Annotated in this window: 17 protein-coding genes; 5 read left to right on the top strand and 12 right to left on the bottom strand. The window is 38.4% G+C overall.

The window, feature by feature from the left end; all coding sequences use genetic code 11:
• Nucleotides 1-8 precede the first annotated feature (8 nt).
• The 3 genes from BGO88_RS09320 to BGO88_RS09310 are packed head-to-tail and all read right to left on the bottom strand — an operon-like array spanning nucleotide 9 to nucleotide 2,128.
• Entirely contained in the window at nucleotides 9-884 is an 876-nt protein-coding gene (locus BGO88_RS09320; protein ID WP_286706694.1) for a glucosaminidase domain-containing protein, read from the bottom strand.
• The gene (locus tag BGO88_RS09315; protein WP_286706693.1) at nucleotides 877-1,779 is read right to left on the bottom strand and encodes a 1-aminocyclopropane-1-carboxylate deaminase/D-cysteine desulfhydrase; all 903 of its coding nucleotides are present in this window, start codon (nucleotides 1,777-1,779) and stop codon (nucleotides 877-879) included. The genes BGO88_RS09320 and BGO88_RS09315 overlap by 8 nt, the downstream gene beginning before the upstream one ends.
• Before the next feature lie 22 nt (nucleotides 1,780-1,801).
• Nucleotides 1,802-2,128, bottom strand: coding sequence for a hypothetical protein (locus BGO88_RS09310; protein ID WP_286706692.1), 327 nt, complete (start codon nucleotides 2,126-2,128; stop codon nucleotides 1,802-1,804).
• Between the two features lie 28 nt (nucleotides 2,129-2,156).
• Between BGO88_RS09310 and BGO88_RS09305 the strand changes: the two genes are divergently transcribed.
• The 5 genes from BGO88_RS09305 (at nucleotide 2,157) to BGO88_RS09285 (ending at nucleotide 7,069) form a co-directional block, all read left to right on the top strand.
• Nucleotides 2,157-2,333 carry a C1orf53 family protein gene (locus BGO88_RS09305; protein WP_162239682.1) on the top strand — a complete coding sequence of 59 codons (177 nt, stop codon included), beginning with the start codon at nucleotides 2,157-2,159 and terminating at the stop codon, nucleotides 2,331-2,333.
• Between the two features lie 83 nt (nucleotides 2,334-2,416).
• Entirely contained in the window at nucleotides 2,417-4,399 is a 1,983-nt protein-coding gene (gene hutU / locus BGO88_RS09300) for a urocanate hydratase (protein WP_286706691.1), read from the top strand.
• A gap of 18 nt (nucleotides 4,400-4,417) precedes the next feature.
• Nucleotides 4,418-4,585, top strand: a complete 168-nt coding sequence (locus tag BGO88_RS09295) for a hypothetical protein (protein WP_273238969.1) — start codon at nucleotides 4,418-4,420, stop codon at nucleotides 4,583-4,585.
• A 32-nt stretch (nucleotides 4,586-4,617) separates the two neighbouring features.
• Nucleotides 4,618-5,154, top strand: a complete 537-nt coding sequence (locus tag BGO88_RS09290) for a DUF4136 domain-containing protein (RefSeq protein ID WP_056069217.1) — start codon at nucleotides 4,618-4,620, stop codon at nucleotides 5,152-5,154.
• 157 nt (nucleotides 5,155-5,311) lie between these two features.
• The gene (locus tag BGO88_RS09285; protein WP_286706690.1) at nucleotides 5,312-7,069 is read left to right on the top strand and encodes an aromatic amino acid hydroxylase; all 1,758 of its coding nucleotides are present in this window, start codon (nucleotides 5,312-5,314) and stop codon (nucleotides 7,067-7,069) included.
• Between the two features lie 27 nt (nucleotides 7,070-7,096).
• Here BGO88_RS09285 and BGO88_RS09280 read toward each other — a convergent pair whose 3' ends face one another.
• The 9 genes from BGO88_RS09280 to BGO88_RS09240 form a co-directional block, all read right to left on the bottom strand.
• A complete protein-coding gene (locus BGO88_RS09280; protein ID WP_286706689.1) occupies nucleotides 7,097-7,708 on the bottom strand; it encodes a DUF4230 domain-containing protein in 612 nt (203 codons plus the stop codon).
• 53 nt (nucleotides 7,709-7,761) lie between these two features.
• Entirely contained in the window at nucleotides 7,762-8,409 is a 648-nt protein-coding gene (locus BGO88_RS09275) for a response regulator (RefSeq protein ID WP_286706688.1), read from the bottom strand.
• A 12-nt stretch (nucleotides 8,410-8,421) separates the two neighbouring features.
• Nucleotides 8,422-10,362: a tetratricopeptide repeat-containing sensor histidine kinase gene (locus BGO88_RS09270; protein WP_286706687.1), complete on the bottom strand. Its 1,941-nt coding sequence runs from the start codon at nucleotides 10,360-10,362 to the stop codon at nucleotides 8,422-8,424.
• A 159-nt stretch (nucleotides 10,363-10,521) separates the two neighbouring features.
• Complete coding sequence (locus tag BGO88_RS09265; protein ID WP_286706686.1) at nucleotides 10,522-12,387, bottom strand: hypothetical protein; 1,866 nt, start codon at nucleotides 12,385-12,387, stop codon at nucleotides 10,522-10,524.
• A 6-nt stretch (nucleotides 12,388-12,393) separates the two neighbouring features.
• Complete coding sequence (locus BGO88_RS09260) at nucleotides 12,394-12,894, bottom strand: DUF6252 family protein (RefSeq protein ID WP_286706685.1); 501 nt, start codon at nucleotides 12,892-12,894, stop codon at nucleotides 12,394-12,396.
• Between the two features lie 60 nt (nucleotides 12,895-12,954).
• Complete coding sequence (locus BGO88_RS09255) at nucleotides 12,955-13,434, bottom strand: YbjN domain-containing protein (RefSeq protein WP_273238965.1); 480 nt, start codon at nucleotides 13,432-13,434, stop codon at nucleotides 12,955-12,957.
• A 104-nt stretch (nucleotides 13,435-13,538) separates the two neighbouring features.
• Nucleotides 13,539-14,483 carry a GSCFA domain-containing protein gene (locus BGO88_RS09250; RefSeq protein WP_286706684.1) on the bottom strand — a complete coding sequence of 315 codons (945 nt, stop codon included), beginning with the start codon at nucleotides 14,481-14,483 and terminating at the stop codon, nucleotides 13,539-13,541.
• A gap of 115 nt (nucleotides 14,484-14,598) precedes the next feature.
• Complete coding sequence (locus tag BGO88_RS09245) at nucleotides 14,599-15,600, bottom strand: MvdC/MvdD family ATP grasp protein (protein WP_286706683.1); 1,002 nt, start codon at nucleotides 15,598-15,600, stop codon at nucleotides 14,599-14,601.
• A 38-nt stretch (nucleotides 15,601-15,638) separates the two neighbouring features.
• Nucleotides 15,639-16,613 (bottom strand): MvdC/MvdD family ATP grasp protein, encoded by a 975-nt coding sequence (locus tag BGO88_RS09240; protein WP_286706682.1) that lies wholly within the window; start codon nucleotides 16,611-16,613, stop codon nucleotides 15,639-15,641.
• Between the last annotated feature and the right edge of the window lie 17 nt (nucleotides 16,614-16,630).

Here is a 16,630-nt window from a genome sequence, read left to right as displayed (position 1 = left end):
AGATTAAATTATTTTACTTTTATAAATTGTCCAATCGAAATGGCATTGTCAGAAAGATTATTCAATCTTTTCAAATCGTCAACAGTAGTATTGAATTTTTTTGAAATCGAATATAAGGTATCTCCTTTTGTCACTTCATAAAAACCTTCCGTATTGCCCGGCCTCGTATTCACGGCTACCGGTTGACTTTTCTGGATAGGCGTAAACTCTACACCTAAAACCTCAGCATCATATTGATGCAAATTGTATCGTTCAATATAGCTGATTAACTTATCCGGATATTTTGGGTCTGTTGCATATCCCGCAGCTTTTAACCCTTTTGCCCAGCCTTGATAATCACCTTTTTCTAACTTAAAAAGGCTGGCATAACGGCTTCTTCCCGTCAAAAACTCTGCATGGTCCCTATACGATTCAGCCGGGTCATTATATTTTCTAAAACATTCCTGTTCGGCATCATCATCATGACGGACACTTTCTCCGGTCCATCCTGTATGGCATTTGATTCCGAAATGGTTGTTTGCTGTTTTGCTCAAAGTTCCTGAACCAGCACCCGATTCCAAAATTCCTTGCGCCAGAATAATACTTGCAGGTATTCCATATTGTTTCATGTTTCCTTTTGCAATTTCTTTGTATTGCAAAACATAACTGTTTACCACATCACTGTATACGATTGTCTTTGAAGTTGATTCGATAACTTCTGTAGTACGACCTGAGCCAGCACCGGATTTGGTAGTTGATACTGTTCTTCCGGTGTGAGTTTTTCTTGTTGCTACCTCTCTTTTCGGCTTATAAGCCGCTTTTTTTGTCGTAGCTACCTTTGACTTTGAAGAACCGCAACTAGCCAGCGTTGCGATTGTCAATAGAAAGAAGATTTTTTTAAACATTGATATTTATTTTGGGTAATTGTTTATTCTCTAATACTGTGTTCATCCCCTGGATACCTTGCAATCCGCCTGTGTGGATTATCAAGATTTTCGACTTGTCGGGAAAATAATTTTTCTCAATCAAATCGGCAACACCAAAGACAAGCTTTCCAGTATAAACGGGGTCTAACGGAACATTATTATCCTGATAAAAATTATTTATAAATTCTATCAGTTCTAAATTGACTTTTCCATAACCTCCGAAATGATAGTCAGCAATCAGCTCCCAATTTTCATTTGAGGCAAATTTACGAATTTCTTTTTTTAGGAAATCCCCTTTTAACGCCGGAAATCCTAAAACTTTCTGATGCGGCAATACCGAATTAATGATTCCCGAAATCGTACCTCCCGTTCCTACTGCACAACAGATATAATCAAATTGCGCATCGTCAGCGGTCAGTATTTCTTCACAGCCTTTAACCGCTAACTCATTTGTTCCGCCTTCCGGAATAAGATAAAAATTACCAAACCTGCGTCTTAATTCCTCCTCAAATTCCGGACTTTGCTTATCCGAATATTGCGCCCTTGAAATGAAATCAAATTGCATGCCGTTTTCCTGAGCAAATTTCAGGGTTGGGTTGTCTTCGACTTTCTCTCTCAATTCATCACCTCTGATTATCCCAATGGTTTTAAAATTATTTTCTTTTCCTGCAAAGGCAACAGCTGCGATATGGTTCGAAAAAGCACCACCAAAAGTCAACAACACAGAATATCCATCTTCTTTAGCTTTTAGCAGGTTATATTTGAGCTTTCTATATTTATTTCCGGAAACAAACGGATGAATAAGGTCTTCCCTTTTTATGAAAACACCAACCTTGTTCGTCTTAAGAATCAATTGATTTTTTATCTCGACCATACAACATTTAGATTTAGGGGATTTATAAATACTTTCTAAAATCCCATACTTTCCTATTCTTTAGATAATTTAAATCAAACTCCCGGGAATAGGCTTCCTTTTCAAAACTGATATTTCTGTAAGCTATGTTTTTATTTTTATACTGAATCAGCCTTATCATATATTCTACGAAATACCATAGAAAAAAAGGAATGATTAAAAATTCCAGCTGTTGGCGGATGTGAATCTTTTCATGATTGACCAATACCCTATTTTGCCTGTCTAAAGGATTTTTAAGAATGACAAACGGGAACAATGTTATGCCACGATAACCTTTAGGAATTAAATATCTGGAAACGATTAGAAACATTCATTATAAAGTTTATAAATTTGTATTTATGAATGAGCAAAATAATGAAAATAAATTAAAAGAAGGCGAAGATTTTTATTATACGCCCGAAGGTTACAAGTGCTTTACAGAAAAACACCATTTAAAAAGGGGTTACTGTTGCAAGAGCGGATGCCGGCACTGTCCTTACGGGTTCGATAAAAAAACAGGGCTGAATAAAAAATAGACAACCTTATTATCCTGCGAAAAAACGAATTAGAATCAAATATACTAACGGGCCAAAAGACAGCCCTGAAATTAACAACTAAAATGACTTTCCAAGAACAAATACAACAAGGCATTCCATCGGTTTTGCCGCAACCAAAGCCATACGAAACCAATATAAATCATGCGCCAAAACGAAAAGAAATTCTTTCTGCCGAAGAAAAAAAACTGGCTGTACGCAATGCATTACGTTATTTTGACGCAAAACATCATGAGGTTTTGGCCAAAGAATTCAGAGATGAATTGGAAACTTACGGGAGAATTTACATGTATCGTTTACGTCCGGATTACAGAATGTATGCCCGTCCGATTTCAGAATATCCAGGAAAATCAGAACAGGCAAAGGCGATTATGTTGATGATTCAAAACAACCTGGATTATGCTGTGGCGCAGCATCCTCATGAATTAATTACGTATGGCGGTAATGGTGCCGTTTTTCAAAACTGGGCACAATACCTGCTAACTATGAAATACCTTTCTGAGATGACCGACGAGCAGACTTTGGTTATGTATTCCGGCCATCCGATGGGATTATTTCCATCTCATAAGGAAGCACCAAGGGTTGTTGTTACTAACGGAATGGTTATTCCTAATTATTCCAAACCGGATGATTGGGAAAAATTCAATGCTCTGGGAGTTTCACAATACGGACAAATGACGGCAGGAAGTTATATGTATATTGGCCCGCAAGGTATTGTTCACGGAACAACAATTACCGTTTTAAACGGATTCCGAAAAATAAAAAAATCACCGGCAGGACACCTTTTCGTTACTTCAGGATTAGGCGGAATGTCCGGAGCACAGCCAAAAGCTGGAAATATTGCGGGTTGTGTTACAGTTTGTGCAGAAGTCAATCCAAAAATCACCCACATACGCCATTCACAGGGATGGATTAATGAAATCATAGAAAATATTGACGAATTGGTTCCGAGAGTAAAAAAAGCCCTGGAAAATAAAGAAGTAGTTTCTATTGCCTATTTAGGAAATGTTGTGGATGTATGGGAGCGATTTGACCAGGAAAACCTGCATATCGATTTGGGTTCAGACCAGACTTCATTACACAATCCATGGGCTGGCGGCTACTATCCTACCGGATATACTTTTGATGAATCGAATGAACTGATGGCCAATGACCCTGAAAAATTCAAAGCCGAAGTACAGAAAACATTACGCCGACATGCAGCCGCCATCAACAAACATACAGCTAAAGGAACTTATTTCTTTGACTACGGAAATGCTTTCCTTTTGGAAGCTTCGCGTGCAGGTGCAGATGTAATGGCCGAAAACGGTATTGATTTCAAATATCCAAGCTATGTACAGGATATTATGGGCCCAATGTGCTTTGATTACGGATTTGGACCTTTCCGTTGGGTTTGTACCTCAGGAAAACCTGAAGATTTGCAAAAAACTGATGAAATAGCTTCAAAAATATTGGAAGAAATGTCCAAAACAGCTCCGGTTGAAATCCAGCAGCAAATGCAGGATAATATCCAATGGATTAAAGGCGCTCAGGAAAACAAACTGGTCGTGGGTTCACAAGCCAGAATTCTTTATGCTGATGCCGAAGGAAGAATCAGGATTGCCGAAGCTTTTAACCAGGCAATTGCCAAAGGAGAAATTGGCTATGTGGTATTAGGGCGCGACCACCACGATGTTTCCGGAACAGATTCGCCTTACAGAGAAACTTCCAACATTTATGACGGTTCCCGATTTACGGCAGATATGGCTATCCATAACGTCATTGGCGATAGTTTCAGAGGCGCAACCTGGGTCTCGATCCATAATGGCGGTGGCGTTGGCTGGGGCGAGGTTATTAATGGCGGCTTTGGTATGGTTCTTGATGGTTCAAAGGAAGCTTCCAGACGCCTGGAATCCATGCTTTTCTGGGATGTAAACAATGGAATTTCCAGAAGAAGCTGGGCCAGAAATGACGGTGCCATTTTTGCTATAAAAAGGGCAATGGAAGTACAACCGTTATTAAAGGTTACGCTTCCAAATAAGGTAGACGAAAGCCTTTTGGATTTTTAAAATTTTCATTAAGCAATCATGAAAACGCTAAACAGCATTTCATTAATGTTTATGAGCCTTGGGTTCTTTATTCTCGGGATGCTTTTTGAAAATGTACGATTAAAAATCGTTGTCCTGACAGCCGCTGCAATTGTAAGCATTGCTGCTGCAATAAAAAGTTTTCAAGAAAAGAAAAAGAACAAATAACTCATTCTCAATAAAATATTAAATAAATTGCTATGAAAACAATTAAATTATTACCCCTGCTCTTTCTTTTTGCGCTGGTATCCTGCTCATCAGTGCAGGTTGCTACAGATTATGACAAAAATGTTGATTTTGCCAACTACAAATCATTTGCCTTTTTCAAATCAGGCATTGATAAAGTTGAAATTTCCGACCTTGACAAAAGAAGAATACTGAACGCAATTGATGCGGAACTAACTGCCAAAGGAATAACAAAAAGCGAAAATCCGGACCTTCTGGTTAATATTTTTACCAAGTCAAGACAGCAGGTTGATGTTAACCAATTCAATGCCGGATGGGGCTATGGTTGGGGATGGGGCTGGAACCCATGGATGTGGGGCGGCAGGTCTACTACCGTTTCTACTACAACAGAAGGAACCCTATATATAGACCTGATTGATGCCCGAAAAAAAGAACTGATTTGGCAAGGTGAAGGCGTAGGCGTACTGACGCAGAACATCAACAAAAAAGATGAGCGCATCAAGGAATTTGTCAAAAAAATCCTGGAGAAATATCCTCCCGGAAAGAAATAATAATAATACGATTTAAAAACCGCAATTTCTTGCGGTTTTTTTATAGCCTGGTTTTCGATTATTCGCAACAACAGGTGTTCGACTATTTTTTAAATTTTTTTAAGACATGTTTCTGCTAAAGATTTGTAATTTTACAAAAACTACAACGTTTGAAAACATGAATGCACCTTTTGAAAGCAACCCATTAATTGACAGACTTCCTGAACATTTAAAGCAATTTATAAAACCGCAGGATTATGAAGACTATACACCTATCAATCAGGCTGTATGGCGCTATGTAATGCGTAAAAATGTGGATTATCTTTCAAAAGTAGCACACAATTCATATTTGGACGGATTGAAAAAAACAGGTTTGGAAATAGAAAACATTCCAAACATGTATGGCATGAACCGCATCCTTAAAGAAATAGGATGGGCGGCTGTAGCTGTTGACGGATTTATCCCGCCAAATGCTTTTATGGAATTTCAGGCCTACAATGTTTTGGTAATTGCTTCCGACATCCGACAATTAGAACACATTGAATATACGCCTGCGCCGGATATTATCCACGAAGGAGCCGGCCATGCTCCTATTATTGCCAATCCGGAATATGCCGAATACCTGAGAAGGTTTGGCGAAATTGGCTGCAAGGCTATCTCATCTTCCAGAGATTATGAAATGTATGAAGCCATCCGACTGCTTTCTATCCTAAAAGAGGCAGAAGGAACACCGCAGGACGAAATCGACGCTATTGAAAAAAAGGTGGACGAACTTCAAAGCGATATGGGTGAATTGTCTGAAATGGCACTTATCCGAAACCTGCACTGGTGGACAGTAGAATACGGATTGATTGGCGATATTAATAATCCGAAGATTTATGGTGCCGGTTTACTTTCTTCAATTGGAGAGAGCACCTGGTGTATGACCGATAATGTAAAAAAGATTCCTTATGATATTACGGCGGCTTTCCAAAGTTTTGATATTACAAAACCGCAGCCGCAACTTTTTGTTACTCCGGATTTCGCACACTTAAGCCAGGTTTTGGAAGAATTTGCCAACACTATGGCCCTACGAACCGGAGGACTTTCAGGTGTTCAAAAATTAATACAGTCAAAAGCTTTAGGCACGATTGAATTAAGCACGGGAATACAGATTTCAGGCGTATTTACCAACGTTATTGAAAGTGAAGGAAAACCTGTTTACGTACAAACCACGGGAGAAACTGCCCTATCTTACAGAGAAAAAGAACTGGTTGGACATTCTACATCCTATCATTCAGAAGGCTTTGGCAGCCCAATTGGCAAACTCAAAGGAATCAATCTGGCTATTGAGGACATGAGCCCGAGAGATTTAAAAGCATACGGTATTTATGAAGGAGAACGTGTTACGCTCGAATTCCAGGGTGATATTACCGTTACGGGAGAAATTATTACCGGCACAAGAAATATTCAGGGAAAAATTATCCTGATTAGTTTTAAAGATTGTACAGTAACCCATAACGACACCGTTCTTTTCCAACCGGAATGGGGAATATATGATATGGCTGTAGGCAAAAAAGTAATTTCCGCTTTTTCCGGACCAGCCGATGTCAGAAGTTTTAACCTCGTTAACCATGTGCCTTCAAGCAAAACTATAAAGGCCAAAAAAAGTACGGAAAGAGAAGAGTTGGAAAGCCTTTACCTGAACGTCAGAAATATGCGTGAAGGAAAGACACCGTTTATGACTATTGAAAAAACCTTTGAAATACTAAAAGAAAACCATCCTAAGGATTGGCTTTTGGCGGTAGAAATTGCCGAATTACTCGACAAGAACCATCAAACCGATTTCTTACAGGAAGTGCTTATTTATCTCGAAAAACTAAAACAAACCCGTCCTGAAATAGCGCATTTAATTTCCGGTGGTTTGGAATTAATTTTTGAGAACGAAAGCGTTTAATCTATAAAAAAACAGGGAATCGATTGGCTAAAGCAACACTTTGTCAATCGATTCTTCATTTACAGTCTGCCCGTCATAGCGTAGGGTCCATCCCATTGAATTGGTCGTAATCAATATTTTGGAAAGCTCGCTAATCAGCCTGTTCTGGGCATTTGTTTTCAAAGATGATTTTTCTATTTTTTTGGCCAGATTGGCCTTTACAGACTTATTGATTTTATTGTAGTCATCGCTTGTAAAAGGATTCATACGGCTCTGATTAATATCATAAAACTTGATATCAGGATTTATTTTTATTTCTTCTTTGGGAATATATTTGATTGTTATCGTTTTGTTTTTCTCGTCAATATCATATTTCATCTGTCTCAGGTCATAAGACACAGTCACATCTGCATTTACAATAACCAATGCCTTCTTCTCAAAAGAAATCAGGTCCATTAAATATTTTTCCTGGTCTTTATAGGTAAGCACTTCGGCAAAATGTCCTTCTGTAACAATCAACTTGCCTACATTCACAATTCGTTCCTGAATAAGATTGGTGTCATATTCTATTGTGGAACGGTCATCTTTTTTGAATTCACAAAAACGAAAGGCTAAAATAACGGCTAATACTATTCCGGCTATGATGAGGATTCTTCGCATTTCTTTTTTCTATAAAGTTACAGAATTTTAATAATGTCCTGCAAAGATTTTGTTTATATCAACTTGTTGTTTTTGGCTTTTTCAATGGCTTCAATCTTGTTGTGCACCTGAAGCTTGCCATAAATATTTTCGATATGTTTTCTCACCGTGCCTGGTGAAAGAATAAGATTGTCTGCTATTACATTATAATTCAAACCTTTGCTAAGCTGTTCTAAAACTTCTATTTCGCGGGATGTGAGCTTGACTTCTTCAACGCATTTTCGTTCAAATTCTATCGGATTCCGAAGCAGTTTTAATGTTTTAAGGGCAATTGAAGGATTCATTGCTGCACCACCATTCATGGTTTCCAAAATGCCCTGACACAAATCTTTTGGATTTACTTCTTTCAGCAAATAACCGTCTGCCCCAACCTTAATGGCATTAAAAATGTTTTCATCATTATCAAAAACAGTCAGCATGATAATTTTGATATGGGGATATTTGCTTTTTACACGTTCTGTTGCTTCTATACCATCCATTTCGGGCATTTCTATATCCATCAATATCAAATCAATATTGTGGTTGACTTCCAGTTTTTCAAGCAACTCTTTCCCATTGAGTACCGTAAACCTGCATTGCAATTCGGTAAAAAAAGACAATTTTTCCAGAATGGTTTTCTGCAAAAAATAATTATCGTCTGCTATAGCTATCTTGATGGACATAGTTTTTGCGGGTTAGTCGTTATTGGGTAGAAACAGCTTCATGGCCGTTCCCTCACCCGGTTTAGAATTAAGTTCAATTTCACCCCCGATTTCTTTGGCGCGTTTTCGGATATTATTGAGTCCGTTTCCTTCCTTATTCAGCCCGGGACTGAATCCTTTGCCGTTGTCTGTTACTTCTATGACCAGATTATCTTCATCTCCATCAATGGTTACTGCTATTTTTCCGGCTCCGGAATGTTTTATGGAATTGTTTATTGTTTCCTGAATAATCCTGTAAATATTCATTCCTTCTACAGATGTAAATGTCCTTTTACACAAACCGGCATCAGAATAAACAAATTGAAAATCAATTCCTACAGAAGAGATTTTGGCATTATCAATAAAGTTTGATATTCTTGATTTTAAATCCTCAAAGGTTATCTGGTTCATATTCATCGCCCAAATCGTATCCCGAAGTTCATAGATAGTTTCTTTGGTAAATTCGCTGATTCCCGCCAATCGGTTTTGCAGCCTCTCATCGTCAATCTGAAAGCCATATTTGAGATTGTCTATTGACGAAATAATAAAGGTCAGCTGCGCCCCAATAGTATCGTGCAGGTCTCTTGAAATCCGAAGCCTTTGTTCCTGTAATTTATTTTGGGTTTCGATTTTTAAAAGTGCGTCTTTAAGTTCATTTTCTTTTTGAAGCTGTATGTTTTTTAGTTTCTGCCTGTTGAAAAACTGCCAACCTATTAAAACGGAAAGCAACAACAGAAAAACAATCGCCAGAATCATGAGGTTTTTACGTTCAATTTTTAACTCATTCTCTGCAATTCTCGCTCTTTGTATCAGGATTTCCCTTTCCTTTTTTTCCGTTTCATACTGAGTTTCCAACTCAAAAACGGCTTTGGTTTTTTCTTCTTCAAAAAGAGCGTCCCTGCCTTTAGAATAGGCACTTGACAGTTCGTAAGCTTTTAGATAGTTTCCAATACCCGCATAAGCATTGGCGAGATTTTTTAAAGCATTGACTTCCAGAGGAAATAATTTTGCCTTTTTTATATAGCCCAAAGCTTCTTCAGAAATGCGAATACTTTCCTTAAATTTTGATTGCTTGTTCAAACTTCTGGAATAGGCATTCGAAATATTCCCTATTTCATAATCATTTTTAAATTTTTTATGCAGGTTTATGGCCTGCAAATAAAACACTTCTGACTTATCATATTCTTTCAGGCTATCGTAAGCAATTGCAATATTAGAAACCGGATAGGCCACATACCTATCATAACCCAGTTTTTGATAGCCTTCTTTTGCCAGTTCCGAATAGCGTATTGATTCTCTGAACTTTTTGAAATCAATCAGAACAGAACCTATATTTCCTGAGGTAGCCGCAAAACCAAATTCTGATTTGTTTCGGGCATAGATGGCGTTAGCTTTTTTATAATAGTCTAACGATTTTTCGTATTCTTTTTGGGTTTTATAAACGATTCCGATGTTTACATAGGTCATCGCTATTTTCTCACTGTCTTTTTTCCTTTCATATATTTTCAGGGCTTTAAAATAGTTTTCCAATGCTTCCTGAAATTTTCCCTGCTGGTCCAAACAAATCCCGATATTGTTGAAAGTGTCTGCCATTCCAATCCGGTCTTTCAATTTGACACGAATATCGAGGGCTTTTTTATGGTAAAAAAGCGCCGAATCCAGTTTGCTTCGAACTTCAAAATTTAAGGCAATACTGTTATAGCTAACTGAAATAAGACTGTCGTTTTTAATTTCCTGTGAAGTTCTTAACGCTTCCCGGGCATACAAAAGTGAATTTTCAGGATTGGAACTTGACAATTCATCCGAAAGCAGAATCAGCGATTTGGCTTTGGAAACACTGCTTTTAGAATAAATCTGTTTTTTTAAACTGTCAATTTTTGTCCTATTGGCTTGACTGAAACCGGAAATAGCTCCAAACAGAAGGAAAACTGCCAAAATAAATTTAGTTTTTAAGTGCATAGTCTCAAGATATAACAGACAAAAACGATTTGGGCTCTTTAAAAATACAAAAAATCTTGCCTCATTAAAAAAGTCCTTTCCAGGCGCACAAAACTATTTTCCCGCTGCGGCCTGAAAAGGACAAGTCAACAACTTTTATTGTTGTGTTAGGTTATAGGCATTAATCTTATTACTTCCTGCCTTATGATAGAGTATTCCTGCAATTTCATCAACTTCGTACTCCGGCTTTTTATCTTTCAGGACAATTTCTTTTTCTTTTTTCCCGCTATCCTTACTGATTTTGACCAATCCGACTCCGTCATCTAGTTTAGTAAGTATAAATTGGGCATTTTCTGTGGCAGCAGTAGCCTTGAAACGTTTGTTCATTTCAGAAAATGAAGCCGAGGCAATACCGGAGAAAGCATCCTGAACATTTTTTGCATTTTGTCCATAATCGTTATACTGTCCGATGGCATTTTTATTGGCTCCGGCAGTAAATGCAGCCGAGCTTGCCACCGCCATAGAAGCGGCTCCCATAACACCAGTCAGGATTTTACCGAAAGTACTTGTTCCGGGCGACTTATAGTATTCGTGAAATTTCGGGGTTCCGTCAAAATTCAGCATGACCATATTTTGTTCTGAAGTAAGAAGCAATCCGTCATTTCTGACCTGTAATTTTGAAGGGACTTCCTTTTCCTGAAATTTATAATTGGCCAATGTTGAAATTTCTCCCGATTCTTCCTGTATTGCCAGCATTTCCTCTCCAGTACTAATCAAATATCTTTTGTTTGCCTTATCATAGGTACTCGCTACTGCTTTTGCCTTTTTATACTTAATAGGTTTGTTCCAGATAGATTCGCCTGTTGAGAGATTAATAATGTCCGCATCCAGATCTGTAATATATATCATTCCTTTTGGCGTTAAAGCCATCGTATGGATATTTTCTCCTGTCTTTAAAGGTTTCTTGAATAATGTCTTGCCGTCAAAAGAAACCTTGTTTATTCCGCCTTCCTGAATTCCGAATAAGATTCCATCATCCATAATATAAAAATGCTGTACATAGCCTTTGGTTTTAGGAGCTTTCTCCCAAAGGTCCTGTCCGTCAGAGGCACTTAGGAAAGCTATTCTGGATTCAGAAGCTGCAGAAGCCAGTTTTGCCAAACCCGATTTCCCCGAATTGTCCACATCACTTACAATTGCCAGTCCTTGAGGCAGAATCTCAAACCTGCTTATTTTCCCTTTCACCTTATGAGAATCTGCCCATAGAACCTGGCCCGTATTGCTGACTTTATGAATTCTCGTGTCGCCACCCGGAGTTTGCTCAAAAGCGTAAATTTCTTTTCCTGATGTATCTGCTGTCATCCACGTAATGTCGTCCACCTTTGCTGTCCATGTAATATTTCCGGAATTCATATCAATATGAAGCAGGGCTTTACTTGTTGGAACAATCAATCCGCTTCCAACCATTAAAGGTTTTCCGGTAACGGTTGTAATTCCCATCGAAACTTTATTAGGGTCCTGAAGATTAAAAAGATAGTCCTGATTTCCACTAACCAAATCATAAATTCCTACAGCCATTGCATACTTTTCTTTTGCCGTACGCTGTCCGCTGACAACCAATTTATTTTGAGGCATCATAACGTCACAGGTATAAATCATCTTCCAGCCTTTATCTTCGGTCGCAAAAAGCTTCTTTCCAGACACAAAATCCAGTACGCTTTTCTTTGAACTCAACATTCCTCCCTGAGAAATTACTACATAAGGAGTCATTGGAATGAACTCCAGTTCCTCTTGCTTTACCTTACCATAATCATTAAAATCAAAATGTAACTTACTTTCACCAGGTTTGATTCCGGCAAGGCCATCGCCATTAGCCACTACCAAAACACCGGATTCTGTCAGTTTCATAAAGTCAATTTTACCGCCAAGATTATAGGTGTAATCCGGAGTGTCCTGTGCAACTGACACAATAGAAGTCAGCAGCACAAGAACACTGCAGATTAATTTTACAGAAAATTTCATAATCTATTATTGAGCCTGTATCTTGGCCTTAAAGCTACCTTCTGTAATCTCCACACTTTCTGTAGAATTTGAGACATTCTCTGGCGCAGTCGCTGAAAATGTTCCTTTTACGTAAGTATCTGTCACTTCCGTAATTTCCACCAAACCATCACCTCGAACCGAAGTAAAAGTCTTGAACTGGCCTACTGTAGCTCCTGCTTTAAGATAATTAATATATCCCGCCATCAGGTTATTGTTCCCTGAAGTATAGCTTCCAACTCCGTTATAATTCATAACCTGAATCTGAATTGAGTTTCCACCATTATCGCTGCTTTGGATAACCAGAATGTTGTTTGTAATGACCGCCATCGGGTCAAAATAATTGGAATTGGAATAATTGGCCCCATTCACTTTTGCTGTTAGCGAAAATCCTCCTGAATTTGAGCCGCCTCCGCTATCATCGCTACTGCATGAAAATAAGATTGTGGCCAAAAGGCACATTGCTCCTAATGTTTTTAATGTTTTCATAGTTAAAAGTTTTAAGTTAGTTATTAAAATTTGTTTGATTTTAAAGGGATGCTATAGCTTTTATTTTATAATCTTCTTGGTGTCTTTTTGAAGTGAAAGCGTCAATGCCGAAACATACATCTTAAAAGCGCTAACCATTGACTGCGGACTAAATCCTCTTTCTGTCCAGAAATAGGCGATGTAGTTAATCGAATTGTTTTTTTCGATATAATAGCTCTTTACCAGAATGATGTCTGTATTTAGCAGATTCATCAATTCCAGGGCATCTTTTGAAGAAGTTCCGGCCACTAAAGAATAAGAACTGCTAAAACAAACATATCTTTTTGAAGGGTCGATATCAATAAAGACATCATACGTATCCTGCACCTTGATAAAGCCATCCTGAGTTTCCAGAACCTTGATATAGGCATTTTCAAATGTTTGTTTTAAAAGTGCCGGAGTCAGATTTTCTGCCGGAACCAAATTTTGGGAGAAGGCTGTCGTTCCGAGAAAGAAAAAGAAAACGATAGCCATTTTTGAAAGTAAAGTTGTTGGTTTCATAATAAAGTTATTTTTTAGGTTTAACATTCCAAAATTCTCTTTATTCCGGGCAAAAAAAAATACGGCATCTGCCGTATTCTTATAAAAATGAACCTATTACAGTCTCAAAACTCCATAAAAGGGTACTCCGATTTCAAAACCAATATCTTATTCTGAAGGTTTTCTAAAAACTTTTGGTGCTGTTCTGATTGCGGATTAAATGACCTGTGGCTCAGTCCCTTCTGAATACTGTCTATTTCCTGCATTATTGAAGAAGCATCTTCCGAAATCCAGGTTTCTGCAAACCGTTTCCAGATGTAATCTATTGCCAATGAACCGGGATGAATCATGTCTTCTGCATAAAAGCGGTAATCGCGTAATTCATCCATCATAATTTCATAGCTTGGAAAATAGGTGCTTTCTGTAGCATGGACTACCTCTTGAAGGCTCGAAATTAGATTGGCTTTGCTCCATTGGTTTTCCACAAAACCATCTTTGATGTGACGCACAGGAGAAACTGTAAAAATCAATTTTGTTTTCGGATTGAAAGTCAAAATGGTTCCGATAATTTCTAAAAGGCTTTCTTTAATCTGTACTACAGAAAGTAATTCTTTTTTAAACGCCGCCTGAGGCACTTTATGACAATTTGCTACGATGGCATCTGTTTCAATTTTCCGATAAACCCAGGAGGTTCCTAAAGTGATTATAACATGCGAACTTTCCAGTAAAGCATTGTGAAAATTCCCTATACCAGAATTAAGGTTCTCCAAAAACGTTGTCTTGTCTGCAAGGCTCAACTCAGAATGTACGTCAAATGAATGCCATCTTTCGTTATGATAAAAAACATCTTTTTCTGAGAACAGTTCCTGTCGGACCGCTTTGTGTATTATTTTCTGTAACGCCAACGGATGAAATAAGATTCCGAAAGGATTGGTTGTATTCTGAAATTTAAAATAATCCAGCTTGTTTCCCATGTTTTCGGCAAAGCAGGAACCCAATGAAACAACTTTCGAAGCATAATCGATTGAATGAGAGCTTTTGGGTATTGGTACAGGCGTAGTGAATTGCATTTGTTATAATTTTAGTTGCAAAGATAGGAAACTGGTGGGAAGCGGACAGTGGATAGTGGGTAGTGGGTAGTGGGTAGTTAAAAAAGCCGGCCTTGATAAGGCCGGGATTAAGTTTTTAGAGTACCGGGATGTAACGTCTGGGTGCTTCGTCAGACAAAACTTTGGCAATCTGGTCTGAAATAGCACCGTCAATAAGTCGGTCGAGCCAGAAAAATTCTCCTGCCGAATTAATTTCAAGGAAATAATGTTCGTTTTCAGGAGTAACAATAATGTCTACCGCACCATAGTTAATCTGGTAGATATCCATCATTTTCAATAATTTTTGTTTTATGGTTTCCGGCAAGTCATAAGGCTCCCACTGGTCCAGCAGTTCAACACCTTCACGACGCCAATCAATTTTAGCATTGTCCAGTTTTTGGGAATCAACCGCAAAGGAAAAAACAGCATCACCCACAATGGTTATTCGTAACTCTTTCTGTTTTTCCAGTTTTTCCTGGAACTGCATCGGGCAATATTGCAAGCTGTCAATCGCATCCAGATTGTCTTCGGTTATGACATTGGTAAACACAACATGCTCTACGCCTCCTCTGTCAATGGCAAAAGAGCTTTGCATTTTTGTAATTGCTCCTTTGGGATGTGAGAGTACAAATTTTTTAGCTTCGTCCGGATTGTTCGTTATGCAGGTTTCCGGAATTTTCAATCCGAGTGAAGAAGCAATTTTCATCTGTTCTTCTTTACTGTCCAACCTCCTGTATTGGCTGAATTTGCCTATCTGGAAGCAATTCATACTTTCCAGCATTCCAAAAAGCGTGGTTCTTATTTCTCCGTGCGCAGAAGACAAATACTCTCCTTCCAGCACGCTGCTCAAACCGCTTCCCAGATTATGGCTACGCCTGTACCACAAAGCTGCAATGTCGTGTAGAGACTCCCTTTCACCGTTGTGGTCAAGATAGATTTTCCATTGCCCGTCTTCAAAACAACTTGTCAATCCGTAGTGAAGCGGATATAAATCGACATTAAAACGTATGGCCCGGGCATTATATTTTTTTAGCTGTTGCGTAACAGTTTCTATAGATTCGTTATCGTGGGTATGTGTAATTATCAGTACTTTTTTCATAGAATTTTGGGAGTTTAATTGATTAGGGAAAGGAACCGCTACTCTAACCTCGCGACTAATTTTTCGGCTATGGTTTCCCCAATAGGATAGCTTAAATCTCTTTGCAGCATTCCCCATTCACCCTGAGGATTTACCTCCAGAAAAATATAGCGCCCGTCCTGATGGCGAATCATGTCAATAGCGCCAAAAAAGAGTCCCATCTGTTGCATCATTTTTGAAAGCGAAGTTGCAACCGGGTCTGGAAGTTTATAAGGTTCCCATTTAAAATAAATATCAGTTGCAATACGCCAGTCTGTTTTGCCTCGTTCTGACTGTCCCGCATTTATTTTTCCGGCAAAAAATTCGCCATCAACATAAATTATGCGGAGCTCATAGGCTTTCGGAATCATTTCCTGAAAAATCATGGGACAGTAAATCAGGGTAGCAAGGCCGGCCAGATTAGGTTCTGTTATCTGTGTAGTAGGAAAAAAAGGTGTATTGCCCAACATACTTCGGGAAAGTGTACCATGAAGCTTGGCTATCATCTGTTTGTTGCATTCCTCATAGAAAAACGCTTTTACCTGTTCCTGATTGTTTGTAAAAAGACTTTTGGGTATCTCAATGCCATTTTGAGCGGCAACAGATAATTGTCCGAACTTGTTATTGCTTATTTCATGGTCTTTTGCTATTGGATTAAACCAGGGAATATCACGTAGCGATTCAAAAAAGATATTTTGCATGGTGTAATATTCCTGAAGATAGATTTCTTTAAAATCATCATCGAGTTCGTCAGGCGCTTCTGCCTGCCAAAGTTTTCGGTACCAAACAGCTTCCACTGCATTGGCATCAATGACACGGTCATCAATTTGGATTTGGACAGTATTCTTATTATCGGAAAGCGAATAATCAAAAGATAGTTTGGACGAAAAAAGGTCACTATTCATTCTATAGGCCTCCTTCCCCAGTTCTTTCAGCCTTTTCATCACTATATCTATAGTATAGAGATCATTGCTGTGTGTCAGACAAAGTATCATTAATAGGAATTATTTAA

It is taken from the genome of Flavobacterium sp. 38-13 (assembly GCF_001899155.1).
GTDB lineage: Bacteria > Bacteroidota > Bacteroidia > Flavobacteriales > Flavobacteriaceae > Flavobacterium > Flavobacterium lindanitolerans.
The sequence above is the reverse complement of the archived record's forward strand: the minus strand, read 5'-3'. Positions and strand labels throughout refer to the sequence as shown.